Origin of the sequence: Nostoc sp. FACHB-152 (genome assembly GCF_014697475.1) — a bacterium.
Taxonomy (GTDB): domain Bacteria; phylum Cyanobacteriota; class Cyanobacteriia; order Cyanobacteriales; family Nostocaceae; genus Nostoc_B.
Genome location: NZ_JACJRV010000069.1, coordinates 1 through 17539, shown reverse-complemented (window position 1 = coordinate 17539; position 17539 = coordinate 1). Strand labels below are relative to the sequence as shown.

General features: G+C 40.0%; 8 protein-coding genes. 2 read left to right on the top strand and 6 right to left on the bottom strand.

Annotated elements, in window-relative coordinates; translation table 11 throughout:
• Positions 1 to 49: 49 nt before the first annotated feature.
• The 5 genes from H6G76_RS28495 to H6G76_RS28475 form a co-directional block, all read right to left on the bottom strand.
• Complete coding sequence (locus tag H6G76_RS28495; RefSeq protein WP_190708619.1) at positions 50 to 2194, bottom strand: peptidase domain-containing ABC transporter; 2145 nt, start codon at positions 2192 to 2194, stop codon at positions 50 to 52.
• Positions 2195 to 3182: 988 nt separating this feature from the next.
• Positions 3183 to 3491, bottom strand: coding sequence for a hypothetical protein (locus H6G76_RS28490; protein WP_190708617.1), 309 nt, complete (start codon positions 3489 to 3491; stop codon positions 3183 to 3185).
• A gap of 1260 nt (positions 3492 to 4751) precedes the next feature.
• Entirely contained in the window at positions 4752 to 5345 is a 594-nt protein-coding gene (locus H6G76_RS28485) for an HPP family protein (RefSeq protein ID WP_190708616.1), read from the bottom strand.
• A 312-nt stretch (positions 5346 to 5657) separates the two neighbouring features.
• Entirely contained in the window at positions 5658 to 6032 is a 375-nt protein-coding gene (locus tag H6G76_RS28480) for a hypothetical protein (protein ID WP_190708615.1), read from the bottom strand.
• A gap of 285 nt (positions 6033 to 6317) precedes the next feature.
• The gene (locus H6G76_RS28475) at positions 6318 to 9710 is read right to left on the bottom strand and encodes a PAS domain S-box protein (protein WP_190708614.1); all 3393 of its coding nucleotides are present in this window, start codon (positions 9708 to 9710) and stop codon (positions 6318 to 6320) included.
• Between the two features lie 365 nt (positions 9711 to 10075).
• On the opposite strand from H6G76_RS28475, the gene H6G76_RS28470 reads away from it, so the two are divergent.
• Positions 10076 to 11698, top strand: a complete 1623-nt coding sequence (locus H6G76_RS28470) for a CocE/NonD family hydrolase (RefSeq protein WP_190708613.1) — start codon at positions 10076 to 10078, stop codon at positions 11696 to 11698.
• 135 nt (positions 11699 to 11833) lie between these two features.
• Positions 11834 to 12319 carry a YcxB family protein gene (locus H6G76_RS28465; protein WP_190708612.1) on the top strand — a complete coding sequence of 162 codons (486 nt, stop codon included), beginning with the start codon at positions 11834 to 11836 and terminating at the stop codon, positions 12317 to 12319.
• An 18-nt stretch (positions 12320 to 12337) separates the two neighbouring features.
• Here H6G76_RS28465 and H6G76_RS28460 read toward each other — a convergent pair whose 3' ends face one another.
• A complete protein-coding gene (locus H6G76_RS28460) occupies positions 12338 to 17131 on the bottom strand; it encodes a PAS domain S-box protein (RefSeq protein WP_242056548.1) in 4794 nt (1597 codons plus the stop codon).
• Positions 17132 to 17539 lie beyond the last annotated feature (408 nt).

Below are 17539 nucleotides of genomic sequence, written 5' to 3'. Positions count from 1 at the left end.
TGCTTTGCGATCGCCTTTAGTATAATTTAGCGAAAGTCATCAAAGAAACTTAAGGAGTTAAAAAGTCTAAATGCTCTCCTGCTTTGGTACGTAAATCTTCTAGAGTTCCCTGAATTTGCAATTTGCCTTGGTTTAGTAGCACAATCCAATCAGCACGAGCAATAACTCTAGGACGGTGGCTAATTAAAATCGTAGTTTTACCTTGGCGATACTCTAGTAATTGATCTAAAACATGAGCTTCACTCACAGGATCAAGTCCAGCCGTCGATTCATCTAAAATTAGGATTGGCGGGTCGTTGACGATAGCTCTTGCTATAGCCAGTCTTTGGCGTTGTCCACCCGAAATATTTGATCCAAATTCACCTAAAACAGTCTGATATTTTTCAGGGAGTTTACTAATAAAATCATCGGCTTCAGCAATTTGGCAAGCTTCCACAATTTGCTCAAAGGTGACGTGAGGCGCACCTAAGCGGAAGTTTTCAATAATCGTGCGACTCCAAAAATGAGCATCTTGAGGAACCAGGACAACTTGTTGCCGTAAACAATCAAGGGATAAGTCTTGTGTATTATACATACCAATGCGAATATTGCCAGAAATAGGTTCATATAATCGAGCAATTAGTTTCGCCAGAGAACTTTTTCCACAGCCTGATGTCCCAATCAGAGCAACAACTTTACCGCCAGGAATCTTGAGAGAAAAATCTTGCAGTAGCTCTAGCCTACCTGGATAGTGAAAGTTTACATTGCTGCAAATAATATCTGCATTGTCAGGAATTTTCGCAAAAGGTCTTCTATCATCTACTTTTACTTCTGGTGTAGAGTCAATAACTTCTGTTAATCGTTCTACGGCAGTTTTGACACGAGTGAATTCATCTATAAATCCCAATATCGTACCAATCAATGCCAAAAAATTACCATTCATGGCATTAAATGCCAGGAGTTGACCCAGGGTTAGTTCTTTACTAATAACTAGCATACTGCCTAAACCAAGCATACCGACACTGGCAACAGCATTAACTAACCCAGTGAAAATGTTGTTAACAATTCCAATTTGAATTGTCCGAAATGCGATGTTTGATAGCCGACCAAATCTGTTCTGAAATTCTTCCCAAAATTGAGGAGCAGCAGTAGTAGTTTTGAGTGTCAGTGCGCCTTTAAAGCTTTCCACCAGAACGCCTTGGTTTTCTGCATCTAATACCATTAAACGTCTGATTTTTTGTTGAAGTGTAGGCAAGAAAACAAAGGTAGATAAACTCATAACAACAGCCACAGCAGCTGCTCCCACAGTGAGTTTCACGCTATAAAACAGCATGAAACCTAAAGAAATCATTCCAATAAAAAATTGGGTGGGCAGGCTGATAACTACTTGGGAAATTAAGCCATTAATTTCTTGAATATCTTGTAATCTGCTGACAATTTCGCCACTACGACGTGATTCATAATAAGTTAGAGGCAACCGCAGAATTGCTCTAGCAAATTCTAGAATTAGCCCTAACTCAAGCCGTTGAGCAAAATGGGCAATTAGGTTACTTTGAACCAATACCAGACCACTGGAAACTAAATTCAATACGACAACGGAAATAATTACAGCAGCAAGAAGCTTGGTATCGCCCCGAACTAAGACATCATCCGTCAGAATTTGCACCAGAAAAGGAGAAGTTAACGAAAGCAGACCAATAACTGTAGAACACAGAAAGGCCTGGAATATAACGCCGCTATAAGGCAATGTACGCCGCAAAAAACGGCCAATCCCTTCTACCTTGTCATCTGGTTGAGCATAAAAGCGAGCCGTATCTGGCTCTAGTAGCAGCATCACCTTATCTGCCCAAGCCTCCGCTAATTCTTTTTTAGAGACATAACGGATGTTAATGGCTGGGTCGGCAACTACATATTTATTACCTTTTTTGCCATACAAAACAACCCAGTGGCAGCCTTTCCAGTGAATAATTGCAGGCAGTGGGGCTTGATTTATCTTGTCTAATATTTCACTGGATGCTCTGACAGAGCGTGCATTAAAACCAAGCGCCTCGGCTCCCCGTCTCAAGCCCAACAGTGTTGTTCCTAATTGCCCTGTGCCTACTGCTTCTCGGATGCGATTTAGTGTAAAATTACGCCGATAATGTTTGGCAACGGAAGCAAGACAAGCCGCCCCACAATCTTCTTCACTATGTTGTGTTACAACTTGATATTTCATTTCACACTCCAGTACCCAATTACATCCTGACCAAAACTAAAAAAAGCAGGGTTTTTCCCCCTGCGTGGTTAAAAATTTGACCAAAAGTTTATTTTTATTATCATTCTGACTCTTCACACTCACTTTCTAGTAAAGGCGATCGCTCATCAAATTCTTCTAAATCTGCAATGGTAGATTTTTGAATAGTTTGAAAAGCTATAATATTACTTTTGTCAATTATTTTACAGCTGATTCATTCATTTTAATAACTTTGCTATTATCCTCTGATTACTAAAAATCACCAGAGTCTGTCCATCAAATAGATGTACTTCTTCAATTTTGTCTCATCCCAATTTAATGTGAAGTTGCACATATCTCGATCCCCCTAAATCCACGCAACTTGCTACAACGGGGGGAACCCCTGCAACGCAGTGGCTTCCCTTAAAAAGGGGGACTTTGATAGATATTTTTCTATTTCCCCCTTATTAAGGGGGGCTAGGGGGGATCAAATTCTATGCAGCTTCATAAAAAATTGGTATAAGACTATAAACAATAAGTTTTTTGAGTGATTTTTATACTTTTAATCTTAACTTTAGGCTAAATTGCTGGTTTTTTTTCAGAGGGTGTTTGATAAGTTTATTTTCTTGATCCCCTCTAGCTTTCCTTCTTCAATGATTAGTGCCAGAAAGGAACAGTATCTTTAAATAATTAGCTAATTAAGCCCTATTGATAGTTAATATTTTACAACCATCAATAAGGCTTTGTTAAATTTTGTGATGAAGTAGATGGGTTTTAATAAACGTATGATAAGATAACCCAGATAAAGACAAGCTAAGTGGCTGGTAGGATTAAGTCAATTAGCATTTGCGTAAAGGTAGATTAACCTGCGTCAACAGGGTGATTGTACTAAACGCTCTTTTTTGTCTCCGTAAAGACTCGGTTAATCGTGTCTTTGCGTTTATTATTTCCCTTCTACTAAATCTTTTAAGTTTACAGTACAGCTTTAGCTTTAGCCTGCTGAGTTACCTGATTTATTTGAATTTGATTGGTTGACGGTGGTTGTAACAGTAGTATTAGCGTTAACTGTTATACCAACACCGATATTCTTTCCAATGATGTCACCTAGTTTAACGTCAACTTTACTACCAGTAACGTTATTGGTAACAGTAGAATTATTTGTTTGATCTACGTCAGTCTTAGCAGTGTTAGTGGTTGCGAATAACAATGCCAATGCTTTTTTAGAAGACTTTTTGCTGGTACCACCAGAAATATTTGCTTCTTCGCTAGCGTTTAATGTGGTGAATAATGTGCTTTGCATGATTTTAGTTCTCTTTTAGTAATGGGGAATTTGCAGAGGCATTAGATAAAGCTAATGAGTAAACTGTATATTCAATAACTTTTTGCCCTGCTGATTTGATTATAGAGTTTCTACTGAAAAATGCAGCCCTTATGCAACACAATTTTTTTAAGAAATGTTTATTTATCGAATTATAAAAAAACACGTATTTGTGAGTATAAAATATTCTCTTGAGTACTGCTAAAATATATACCACTAGATAGATGTTTAATATTGCTTATTAAATTATGAGGTGAGTATATGGCTTAGAATCTTGATAAATTCAAGAGAGCGGCTGTCAGAACTGCACAAGCAAAATGTTTTTTACCGCTCGTGTTCATAAACTGCCAACCAAGCTTTCTTAGATGAGTTGAAAAGGTCAAATATCTTTCTCTAATGAATAAAGTTGTGAGGAAATATCTCAGGGTTGGGTTGGAATTCTGTCTGCTCTGTAGTTTCTGAAATTAGATAATCAAGTGTCCTCTGTTTTGCTAGTGCATAGCTGCGCTAGTTAGAGATTCCCATCTAGATTTCTGAAACGTAATGCATACATAGCAGTTCTTGATTGGGTACAGTACATTTTTGACATCTCTCCTTGTTGACTCCAGGAAATTTCGCCATTCCAGTAGAGACGTAGTAATGGTAAGTCTTTACAAGCCAATTTGTAGGTAAATAAGGGGTCTGCCCCCCTATTCGCCATCTGTATCTTACAAGGCAAGGGGTTAGGGGTTAGGTTTGTATTAGACTCAACTGCCAACGGCTATATATCCTAGATATTGTGTTGAAATCTGATATTTTATTTCACACTCTATTACCCAGGAAAAACAGACTCAACCACAAAAGCAGGTTGTTCAGCCTGTTTGTAGTTACAAAAAACGTGAGTTCGATAACCTCACCTCAACCCCTATCTGTCGCGCAGAGGGGCTTTAATATAACGTGAGTTCGACGGATGTTAAAAACCCCTCTCCAAACCTCTCCCCTGCAAGGAGAGAGGCTTTCAAAACTTGTTTTTTCGTTCAAAACTAGGAAGATTTATGCCCCTCTCCGGGTCGGAGCGAAAAGTTGAGCCAGTGCGTTGGACGGGTTCCCCGGCTTGAAGCACGTGGCGTGGTTTCCCCCATGAGCGACTGGCGTTAGCAAGCTTGCGAGCGTCACCCCGAAGGGGTTAAAGGGTAAGGGTTCAAGGTTTTTTCTTCTTCTTTCCCCCTTCGCCTTTCCCCTTTAACGGAACCGTATTGCTATCTAATACCAATATTTGGGGTATGTTCGCTCGTGTGCCAAATTATTAAATACGACAGCGCACAGAACCAAAATAATTGAACCTTCTAAGGCAGGAGTCAAAAGAAATGCCCAGGATGCTTTTGTCATCATGACCACTAATGCAACTGCGCCTGAAGGGGGATGCAAAGTTGCAGTAAGTTGCATCATTCCAATGGCTGTGGCTACAGCCAATCCCATTGCCCAAGGTTCTGAACCAAAAAGATGCAGAATAGTCAGGCTAACTAATGCCGCTACAAAATTACCACCAATGACATTACGGGGTTGGGCTAAAGGACTGTCGGGTATACCAAAGATTAATACGCTAGTAGCACCAAAGGGAGCCATCAACAAAGGAGAATTAGTTTTTACAGACAGATAAGCTGTTGCTGCTATGCCGATGAAACTACCGCACCAACTCCAAAAAATGTGTCTGTGATGAGGTTTGTCTAAACAGAATGAACGCTTACTTCCACGTATTTTAAAGCAGTAATTTTTCCATTTCTCTTGAATATTTTGATATTTAAATCTGGCTAAATAGGTTGAATAATTCTGCTTTTTGGGTAGATAACCTTTCATAATTTTTGAGCGCAACTACAACCAACAGTCTTTAGGTGAAGAAGGGAACAGGAAACAGGGTTAAAAGTTTCTTCTTATAGGGATTTTTTGAGTAATACGAAATTCAAGTTCATTGATTTAAAAAGTTTGCTAGTTACATAATGTCATGAAACAATGACATATAATTTCCAAAATATCCTTTGAACTCGATCAAAGATACATAAAACTTATATAAATAACTAATATTATTGATAAGTTTGCTTGATATTTATCAGAAAGTAGATAAATTGCGATCGCAATTCAAAAGCATATGAAAGCGATCGCCCAAGATAATTAACTTGTAACCATAACCGGCTTTTTGCGGCTAGGACGCTTGCGGTCTGATTTTTTCTTCAATCCCACCGCTTGAGCTTGATCGCTATCTGAGCCATATTGTCCACGTACTACTTCTTTCATGGCTAAGATTGCATTGTGAAATTCCCATTCTGCTAATCTAGCCGCATCAGCAGCAGCGCGATATAAAGCTAATTTTTCTGTTTCTGCTTGCTGCTGCGCTAACATTGCTTGATAAGCTTGTTGTATGTTTGCCACGGTAGCATCAGCACGGGATGTGTCATAAGTGCTAACGGTTTGCAACCCGTGCAATGAACTTACATCTTGACTTATCAGTTGAGGGCGCAAACGGTTGCTTGTATTTTGAAGAGGCATAAATAGTTACGTAGTAATCTGTATATTTAATGTACCCATTGCAACAAAAAAAATAACAGTAAGAAAATTTTTAGATTAGATAGAGTTAACGCTGGCACGTCTTTGTATTGATATAACAGACCGACGTATTGATATAACAGACCGATGTATTGATATAACAGACTGACGTATTGATATAACAGACCGACGTATTGATATAACAGACCGACGTATTGATATAACAGACCGATGTATTGATATAACAGACCGATGTATTGATATAACAGACTGACGTATTGATGACTTTTACGCTTGTTTACTGATTACCGATACAATTGCTGCAATTAAAGCTTCTGGCTCAACTGGCTTAGATATATGCCGTTGAAATCCCGCAGCTAAAGCCTGATGGCGATCGCTTTCGCTGGCGTAAGCAGTCAAAGCAATGGCAGGAATTTTCCCGCCTGTTTCAGGCGACAATTTTCGGATATGTCGCATCAACATATAGCCATCCATATCTGGCATTCCAATATCGCACAGCAGTAAATCAGGAGTAAACTGCATCAAAATTGTCAATACCTCTAAAGCTGAGGAAGCTACAGTCACCTTGGCACCATACTGAGTCAGAATAAATTCGGCTAGCAAGCCCATATCTGGTTCATCATCTACAACCAGGATGTTTAAATTTGTTAAGTCAATCGACTGGTTTACTCGTTGAGTGGCTGAAGTTAAAGGCGATCGCAGTTGAGTTGTGGGTAACAAAACAGTAAACGTCGCTCCCAAATCTTCGCCGGGACTTTGTGCTTGCACAGTGCCACCATGTAATTCGACAATCTGACGTACAATCGCTAACCCTAACCCTAATCCACCAAATTGCCGGGTAGTGCTACTATCAGCTTGGCGAAAATATTCAAACACATAAGGTAAAAAATCTGGTTTGATGCCTCTACCATTATCGGTTACTTGAATTTTTACTTGGTTGCCTTGCTGCTCTAACTTAATTTCGATTCTTCCGCCCTCTGGGGTAAACTTGATGGCGTTAGAAAGCAAATTCCAGATAACTTGTTGCAACCGATTAGCATCACCGACTGTCTGATTGTGGTTGGGTTGCAAGACAGTTTGAATCTCAATAGATTTGGCCGCCGCCGCTAACTGCACCGTTTCGATGGCATTCTCAATTACTGATATTAAGTTAATTGGGGCAATATTCAGGCTGAGTTTGCCCTGCATCATCCGCGAAATATCAAGCAAATCTTCAATTAGTTGTGCTTGCAGTTTGGCGTTGCGTTCAATTGTTTGTAATGCTTGAGTTACTTTTGTGGGTGGCAATTTTTGGCTTTGCAGTAGCTGTGTCCATCCTAAAATAGGATTGAGGGGCGATCGCAACTCATGAGAAAGTACTGCCAAAAACTCATCTTTGACGCGGTTTGCTTGTTCTGCATTAGCTCTAGCTTGGCGTTCTGCTTCATACAATTGAGCGCGGGAAATTGCTTGGGCGCATTGACGGCTAATGGCCAAAATAAATTCGCGATCGTCTGCGCTCAGTTGCTTAAACTGTTTAAAATTTAGCGAGATTCCGCCCACTGCTTTGCCTTCAAACATCAAGGGTAGCGACATCCATGAGGTGTATTCAGAGCGGCTATAATACTCAATCAGATGAGGATAGCGGTTAATTCTATCTGTTAAGGTTTCCATCCAAACTGGCTCACCTGTTCGGATGGCTTCTGCTAAGGGAACATTAGTATCAATAGGAAACTGTCGCCAAGATTCCAGCGATTCGGCTTCATAACCGACAGCTTTGACAATTTCTAGTTGTTTGCGATCTTTACTTACCAAAACTACCATTGCAGAAGCGGCTTCTAATACTGCCATACTTTGTTCCACAATCACATCCACAACTTGCACAGGGGTGAGAGATTGTGATAGGGCGGCAGTAACGGTTTGCAGACGGACTGTGCGATCTGCGGCTTTTTCGGCGGCTTCTTTTGCTTGTTGGGCTTGTTGATAAAGACGCGCATTATCAATTGCGATCGCGGCTCGACGCGCTAAATCTTCAGCCAGGGCTAAATCTACTTTGCTGTAGTGACGATGAGATTCGGTAAACACAAAAGAAATCGTGCCTAACACTCTTCCCCTGGCTATTAAAGGTGCAATGATACATGAACTTAAGCCAAGTCCGCGTAAAATTTGCAAATATTCAGGATCTTGAACAGCAGCACTTAATTGCTCATCAGTGATGACTGGGGCAATTTCACTTTTGCCAGTTTGCATCACCAAAGACATACCATAGCCATCATTTAAATGCCTAGGATATCTTCGCGCCAGTTCCCAGCCAAATTGCACCTTTTGAGGGTCACAATGAGCAATAGCAACACGGCTAATAGTGCGATCGTCATTCAGCAAATCTACACTACACCAGTCAGCAAAATAAGGGACAGCTAAATTAGCCACACTCCTCAGAGTTTGTTCATAATCTAACGAAGATCCGAGGACGGCACTAACTTCTGCTAAAAAAGCTGCCTGTTGTTGCGCTGTCTCTGCTAAAGTACGAGCTACTTGTTCGCGGATCAGTTGGACTCGTTTTTCCTCAGCCTGTTTGCGTTCGGTAATGTCGTTTAAGGTTCCAGAAGTACCCAGGATTGCGCCTTCATCATCTAAAGTCAGACGGGCGAATACTTCAATCCAACGAAAGTCTCCGGTTTTGGTAAGATAACGAACTTCATGGCGACAAAAATCTTTTTGTCGTTGAATTAAAGGTTGAAAAAGTTCTAAATTGTATTGGCGATCGCTCGGATGCACGTATTCTAAAAAATTAGTGCCGATACTTTCATCAATAGAAAATCCGGTAATTTCTGTCCAAGCAGGATTGAGAAACGTCCATAATCCTGCGGCATCAGTTTGAAATATTACGTCTTTCACATTGTTTACTACTGAACGGTAGCGTTGCTCAGTTTTGCGGAGTGCTTCTTCAGATTGCTTACTAGCGGTGATATCATGCATGACGACAACAGCACCATGTTTCTCACCATTGACATCGACAATTGCTTGACCGTTTGCCGAGAGAATGCGAGGTACTCCTTGCGTCGGTACAATCATCATCTCAACATTATTCAGCTGCTCCCCCTGCAATGCTCGATACAAGGGGATATCGGTTGTGTTCATCCGTGTTTTGCCATCGGGCAAATACAAATCATAATGTTCTGCCCATTTTTCTGGTAGCAGGGGTTGCTCAGGTAATCCGTGAAATGCTCGTGCTGCTTGGTTAAATAGTTTTAATTGCCCTTGGGCATCACAAGCCACAATTCCGGCTTGGACGTTATCTAACAAGACGTTGAGAAAATTTTGTTCTTGACGCAGCGTTGTTTCTAATTCTTTTCTGGCTGTAATATCGAGTAAGTATGCCAGTATACCGTTTTCACACCCAATCAGCCGGACTGTTAACCAACGGTTTAAGCTGGGATAAAACTCCTCAAATTCTTGGGAAAATTGTGCAGTAATTGCCTGATCAAACTGAATTGTTGCCTCTACCGGAAATACATCCCACAATAGTTGACCAAGTAAACTATCTCGGTTTTTACCCAAAAGCTGCTCTGTTTTATTGTTGACAGATGTAACCCGCCATGAGGTATCCATCGCAATCAACGCTTCAGTCATGTTTTCAAAGATTGCCGTCAACCTTTCTTCTGTAGATTGATCGCCCACATGAGATTGCTGCGGAGAAAATTGTTGTTGTAAATTGAATATTTCTGGGCAATCGCTACTCAGATGAACCTCCTTGATGCAGGCAATATATTCACAATTTCAACATTGATATTTAAGCACTTAAACAAAATTATTTACACATCTTTATATTAAGAATCATATTTGATTAGTAAAAAATCAGTACACTTTTACCTACCCTATTGCCTATTCCCCATTCCCTATTGCCTATTGCCTATTGCCTATTTCCTATTGCCTCCCTACACAAGTGTGTTCAATAATTAAACCTGTTTACTGTATTCTAGCGGCTGGCTGTTTGTTACATTTTTGTCATCTGTAGTTATTTATTAAACTCTGTCATCACATTCATGTACAAAGTTCTGCCTAAACAAACTGCATCAATGTATACACGTGATGGTATACGCTTAGATGCGGATATCTATCGGCCTGACGCAACCGAAAACTTTCCTATATTATTAATGCGACAACCTTATGGTAGAGCGATCGCGTCTACTGTGGTGTATGCTCATCCGAGTTGGTATGCTGCTCACGGCTATATTGTAGCGATTCAAGATGTGCGCGGACGCGGCACTTCTGCGGGAGAGTTTAAGTTATTTGCCCATGAAATTGCTGATGGTGAAGATAGCGTTTATTGGGCAGCACATCTACCAGGAAGTAATGGCAAAGTCGGGATGTATGGCTTTTCCTATCAAGGAATGACACAACTATACGCTGCGGCTGCGAAACCTACCGCCTTAAAAACAATTTGCCCCGCCATGATTGGCTATGATTTATATACAGATTGGGCGTATGAAAGTGGTGCATTCTGTTTACAAACTAATCTTGCTTGGGCAATTCAATTAGCCACAGAAACGGCGCGGTTACGTGATGATAAAACAGCTTATCAAGCATTATTTGCCGCTTCTCGCAATTTACCTGTAAATAATCCCGAAATTCTCCATAAACTTGCGCCTGATTCGTTTTATCACGAGTGGGCAACGCATCCTCAACCCGATAGCTATTGGTCAGAACTATCACCCAAACAACACTTACAAAATGTAGACTTGCCGATGTTGCATATTGGGGGATGGTTTGATACTTACCTGCGCGGTACACTGCATTTATATCAAGAGATGGCAGCCCAGCTTACTGCACCGCAACATTTATTAGTTGGGGCTTGGGCGCATTTACCTTGGGGTCGGAAAGTTGGTGAAATTGACTTTGGTGCTAAAGCTGCCAGTCCTGTAGATGCGATGCAGATTCGCTGGTTTGATCAGTTTCTTAAAGATATAGATACAGGCTTATTACAAGAATCGTCTATTTGCTTGTTTGAGATGGGAAGTAATATGTGGCGCACTTTCCCCAGTTTAAACATAGCAAATCAGAAATCTTACTATTTGTCAACCACTGGACTTGCCAGCATCCGCGAAGATTCAGGAACCTTAACCCCCAATCCCCAATCCCCAATCCCCAATCCCCAAGATGTCTTAGTTCACGACCCTTGGCGACCAGTGCCATCTTTGGGTGGTCATGCGGGAATACCTGCGGGTGTATTTGAGCGATCGCATATCGATTGCCGTTCAGATGTTTTAACTTACACCAGTCAACCGCTAACAGCAGACTTACATTTACTAGGGGATGTCATAGTAGAAATTTATTGCAGTGCCGATCAACCTAGTTATGATTTGTGTGCCGTGTTATCTCAAGTGCATCTTGATGGGCGTGTATTTAACTTGACTCAAGGTTATTTGCATTGTCAAAAACAAACTTCAATGCCACTAAAAATTCAATTACAAACCACTTGTGTACGCATTGCCAAAGGTAACGCCTTACGTTTAAGTTTAAGTGCAGCCTGTTTTCCTGCCTACGCGATGAACTCTGGAAATAGCGCAGTCATGAATAGTGATGATTTATTTAATGCCCAAATCATCACCTTGACAATAAATTGCGGCGGCGAGGCGGGTTCTCAAGTGTTGTTACCTGTGGTGTAGCAGGGGATATAGCGTTTCCTAATCTGCTGAGGTACTTAATACATTGCTAATAAAATTAGGCAAACCTCTGCGTACCTTTGCGCTTTCCTTCGCGCCCCTCTGCGTTAAAAAACATTATTCAATTAAAAAAATAGTATGCAAATTAAAACTAAAACTTTTCAAACCACACCCAAAGAATTACGTGCAGTTTTGACCGTTGAATATTACAGACGGATAAAACGCAACTTCATTGTTTTGTCAATATTAGCAACGATGAGTATTATATTTTCTATTCTGCAAAATCGCTTTGACTGGTGGGCGGTATATTTTTTAGGAATACTTGCTTATACTGCCTCTGCACCTTTATTTTTTAGAGTCCAAAAGCAAACATCTGCATTAAACTTCCAAGCTAGACACTGCGAAATAGATGAAAATTTTTTTGGTTTATATTACGCAGACGGCAGTATCATTAAAATGACATACGAACAATTTATTGAAGTTAGAAAAAAAGCTGATTATTACTTTTTATATATGAGTAAAACCCAATTTCACTACTTACCAATTGCTGCATTTGAAACTGAAAAAGATATCCATAGGTTTGATTTATGGCTACAAAGTAAGCAATTAATCAAATTATGGTAAATCTTTATTTAACTAATTTTAAGGTATTTTCTCACTGGCCTTTTTTGCCAATTCCATAATTTTATCAAACTCAAAATCATGAGCCAAATCTGATAAATACTGTTGTAATTCAGTATTGGTTGTAGGACTTTCTCTCATTAATTGTAATATCAAGTCATCACTGCATTGAGCCGCAGCATGATATACTTGCGCCAGCCATTCATGAGACATTTGCGACAACCACGGCAATAATTCTGATTGGGTAAGACTAGACTTGATATTTGACGGTATACCATCTGAGTTAGGCTGAGATTTTTCTTGATAAATATAGTTAACGCCTAAATATTTACTGAGTATTTCTAATATTTCTTCTTGGCGAAAAGGTTTGTTAATTAAATCATGACAACCTGCCGTTAGTATTGCCTCTCTTTGTTCTTCAAAAGCATTGGCAGTTAAGGCAAGAATAATCGGATAAATATCTGGCAACTTAAGTGCCTCTTTTTTTAATTTAATTACCCTTGTGGCTTCGTAACCATCCATGATAGGCATTCGCATATCCATAAAAATTAGATGTGGTTGCCATTGTTGCCACAATGCGATCGCTTCTTGTCCATTTGTGGCTTCGCGCACCGTAAAACCCATTAATTCTAATAATTTAACTAGTGGTAAACGGCTTTCAAAAACATCATCGACAACCAAAATGCGATACTCAGTTTGTCCTGGTGCTAAACCAATAATTTGAGATTGAGTCTTGCTAATAGGAACTTCATTAATAGAGGCTAAACCAATCTCAATATTGAAAGTAAATGTACTTCCCACGCCCACATTACTGCTGACAGTGATCTCTCCCCCCATCAGTTGCACATATTTACGACTAATTGCTAAACCCAGTCCAGTTCCCTGTTGAGATTGTCTCCCAAGTTCTGTTTGCCCAAAGGCTTCAAATAACAATCCAATTTCTTCTGGAGCAATACCAGCACCCGTGTCTTCTACCTCAAAGATTAGGGAGTAGGGAGTGGAGAGTGGGGTGTGGGGTGTAGGGTGTAGGGTGTGGGGAGTAAAATCTTCTTCCTCTGCTCCCCTGCTCCCCTGCTCCCCTGCTCCCCCGACGCTGACGCGCAGGTTTACACTGCCAGTCTTGGTAAATTTAATCGCATTTCCCAAAAGGTTGAGTAAGACTTGCCGCAGTTTGCTTTCGTCTGTTTGCACATATTGGGGAATCTCTGGTGCATATTCAAATATCAGTTGTAAACCTTGAGAAATAGCCCGCAAGCTTAACATCTCTTCCAGGTTTTTTAACAGTGCAATTAAGTCAAAACTACTAACATTTAATGTAGTTCTGCCAGCTTCGATTTTGGACATTTCTAAAATGTCGTTAATTAAGTTGAGTAGATGTTCGCCAGCACGATTGATAATTGCTAAATTTTGTCGATGTTCACTAGAGAGAGTATTCTCATAGTTCATCACTTGGGTAAAGCCGAGAATGGCGTTAAGAGGTGTACGCAATTCGTGGCTCATGTTGGCGAGAAATTCACTTTTGGCACGGTTGGCAGCATCAGCCGCAATCACTGCTTGTTGTAATGCTTGTGACTGTCTTTGAGTCTGGGTCAACAATTGTGCTTGCTGTAAAGCAACTCCTAAATGATGCCCAATTTGAACAGCTGTGTTCGTTTCTCCATCTCTCCATTGGCGGGGACTTGAGTTTTGATAACTTCCCAATAATCCCCACAGTTGGTTACCACAAAAAATGGGGACAATGATATAAGCTTTAGCCTGAAAATACTCTAATAAGTTGATGTAACAATCATCAAATCCAGTTTCGTAGATATCTGCAATACAACTGAAATTTGTGCCTTGGTTGTAAATACCGCCTTGGGTTGCTTGCAGATAAGTATCTTGAATTGGGCAAGCAGGACTCTCCATAATAGACTCAAGGCAACGGCTATCTTTGAAGTAAGAAGTTGTAAGAATATGATAATGTTTTTGTTGGTCTATTAAAGAATTCCACCCTGCTGCCACTGACTCTGAAACAAATTCACCGCCCCAATCATGGTTAAAACGATAGACAACTACACGATCGCAATTCAGTACTTGGCGCAATTCTGCGGTTGTGGCCGCAAATATTGTCTCTAAATCTAGAGTTTGGCGCATTTTTTGAATTACTTGGGTGATTGCTTGTTCTCGTGCAACACTTTCACGCCAAGCTTCTTCGGCTAGTTTTCTGTCGTTAATATCTGTAATTGTGCCAATGTGTCCTTTTATTTCTCCGTTTTCGTCTAATTCTGGGATTGCTTGGCTAATTACCCAGATACTTTTACCATCAGGGCGCATAAAACGATGCTCACACTTATATGGAGATTTAGTTGCGGCGGCTTCATGCCATGCTGCATGGACGCGCTCGCGATCCTCTGGATGTACAGCCTTTGCCCAGCTTTTCCCTAAACCTTCTTGTTGTGACATCCCAGTAATTTCACACCAGCGTTGGTTTACATAATGACAATAGGTTGATTTATCAGCATGGAATATACCTACAGGCGAAGCTTCAGCTAATCTTTGATAGCGCAATTGACTTTCTTGCAAGGCTAGTTCTGCAAGTTTGCGATCGCTGATATCTTTATGAGTACCTGTCATCCGTAGTGGTTCACCTAAATCGTCGTGTTCCACAATCTGACCGCGAGACTGTATCCACTTCCATTCACCCCAAGCACAGCGCATTCGGTATTCTACTTCATAAATAACACTATCATCTTGGAAATGGTCATTTAAAGCCGATTGGACTGCGGGTAAATCTTGGGGGTGGATTAATTGCTCAAAAGCTTGGTGGTGATTCTCAATTTCGTTTTCTGCGTAACCCAGCATTTTGTTCCACCGCCAATCACGGTAAATTTTGCCAGTTTTGAGATTCCAATCCCACAAGCCTAAATTGCTTGCTTCTAAAGCTAGTTGCAACCGTTCTTCACTGTTTCTGTGAGCTGCTTCTATAAGTTTGCGTTGAATTAAGCTACCTAACTGAGTCGCAACAGTACCAACTAACATCAGCAAACGCTTATCGACTGCTACGGAGGAGCGTTTAAAAAAGACTAAAACGGCTAATATTTCGCCGTCAGCCACAATTGGCACACCAAAACCAGCTTTTAATCCTACTTTAGTTGCTTGTTGCGATCGCGAAAAAATTGGTTTTGTCAAACCAGAAACATCTGCAATCCATTCTGGTTGTCTAGTTTGCCACACGCGTCCTGGTAGTGCTTCCCCAAGGGCAAATTTTAGAGTTTGGCTTTCCTGGCAGAATGTTTCTAAAATACTCTCTGGTTCGTGCCAGCTTAAACTATATTCTAAAAACTTGCCATCATCACTTGGCAACCATGCTTCGCCAAAATCCCAGTTTATCGAGTGGCAAATTAAGCGCAGCACGACTTTTAAAGCACTGTTAATATCGACGGCGCGGGTAATGGCTTGAGATGTTAATAGTAATAATCTAGTTTCATTTTCTGCTTGCTTGCGTTCAGTGATGTCTTTGGCTGTACTTAATACATATTTCTGCTGATTAATTTCTATCAATTCTGCACTAAACAACATTGTTTTGATTTCCCTATTAATAGTATGGAAATCAACTTCGTGGTTGCGGATAACTTTTGTTTGTTGCAGAATTTGGGTAAGTAAAACACATTCTTCGGGATTAGACCAAATCTGCAATTCTTGACCAGTGTAACCAATTATTTGGGTACGCTCATACCCAAACACTCTACAAAAACTGTCGTTAACTTCGATGTAGCGTGTATCTGGAAATGTAGACAAAGTAATTGGGTCAGGAGATGATCTAAAGGCAGAAGCTAACTTTTCTTCCAAAACGCGGCGTGTAGTTTCGGCTTGTTCGGCTCGTTTATATTCTGTAATATTACAAGCGGTACCTGTCACACCGACAATTTCTCCGGCTTCATTACGTAGAGCGATCGCTTGAAAGATTAAATAAATTAGGCTACCATCTTTTGCCAAGCCAATAATTTCAAATTGAGAAACAGATTTTCCTTGAAGTATTTCTTGAAAATTTTCTTGAAAATCAAATAATTGTTCCTGCAAGACAAAATTAGCCCAGCTTTCCCCAAGCATTTCTTCTGGTGCATAACCATAAATCTGTTGAACAGCAGCGTTGACAAAGGTTATTTTGCCAGCTATATCGGCTGACCAAATGATGCTTTGGGATGTTTCTACTAAATAACGATATCTTGTTTCGTTAGTTTTGAGGGCAGCTTCTACCAATAAGCGTTTTTGAATTTCCTGTTGCAGTTGCAAATTTTGTTGGACTAGTGCTTCACTAGCTTGTTTTTCTGGCGTTGCTAATTCTGCTGGTAATGAGGCAATTTCTAATTGTGCCGTCATGGTTTCCACTTCTAAGAAATCCCAATCTTTTTTTTGCTCGTAATAATTCCAGCCAGTAATTTGCTTGGTTGGATATTTTTTGAGTTGTTCTTGCTTTAGCTTAATTTTGCTGCCAATTCTCACCAAAACTTCTTCAGCGCATATAGGTTTACTAATATAATCAACAGCACCTAGTCGAAAGAATTTATGTTTCTCTCTCAGATTCTCTATAGTGCTAAGAAAAATTAGGGGAATATTTTGAGTTTGTTGATTAGCTTGCAGAGATTGACAAACTTCATAACCATCTATGTCGGGCAGGAAAATGTCAACTACAATCAAATCAGGTGGGGCGGCTATTGCTGCATTAATTGCCTGTTGCCCAGACTTAAATTTTTCTACCTGATAATTTTGTGATTCAAGGATTTTAGATAAAAATATTAATTCTACAGGGTTATCATCAACTAATAAAATCTTCATTGCTTTATTAAACATAGTCATAAAAATTTATAGTTTTTAAAGTTTACAAGCTTATGGGACTCTTAGTTGATACTAGAAAAATCAATGCAAATTCTAGATAGTTTTTAATTTTTGCTCTAATGGCTGTTGAAAGCTGCCTCGCTACGCCATATATTTCTAGAATACAATTAGATAATTAGATTAGCGATAATATATATACTGAAATTGCTTAATTACTAACAAATATAACGTCATCATAAATATTGCAACAGTTTTTAGGCAATTTCTTTATATATATAAAATTCTGAAAAAGTCTTTGCCTACCTAATAGACATCTCCAAAATAGTATCATTCTGTGATAAAAGAACATCAGAAAGCTTTTTTTACACAGAAAAATGTGCGACATACTGAACCACATTGAACAGAATC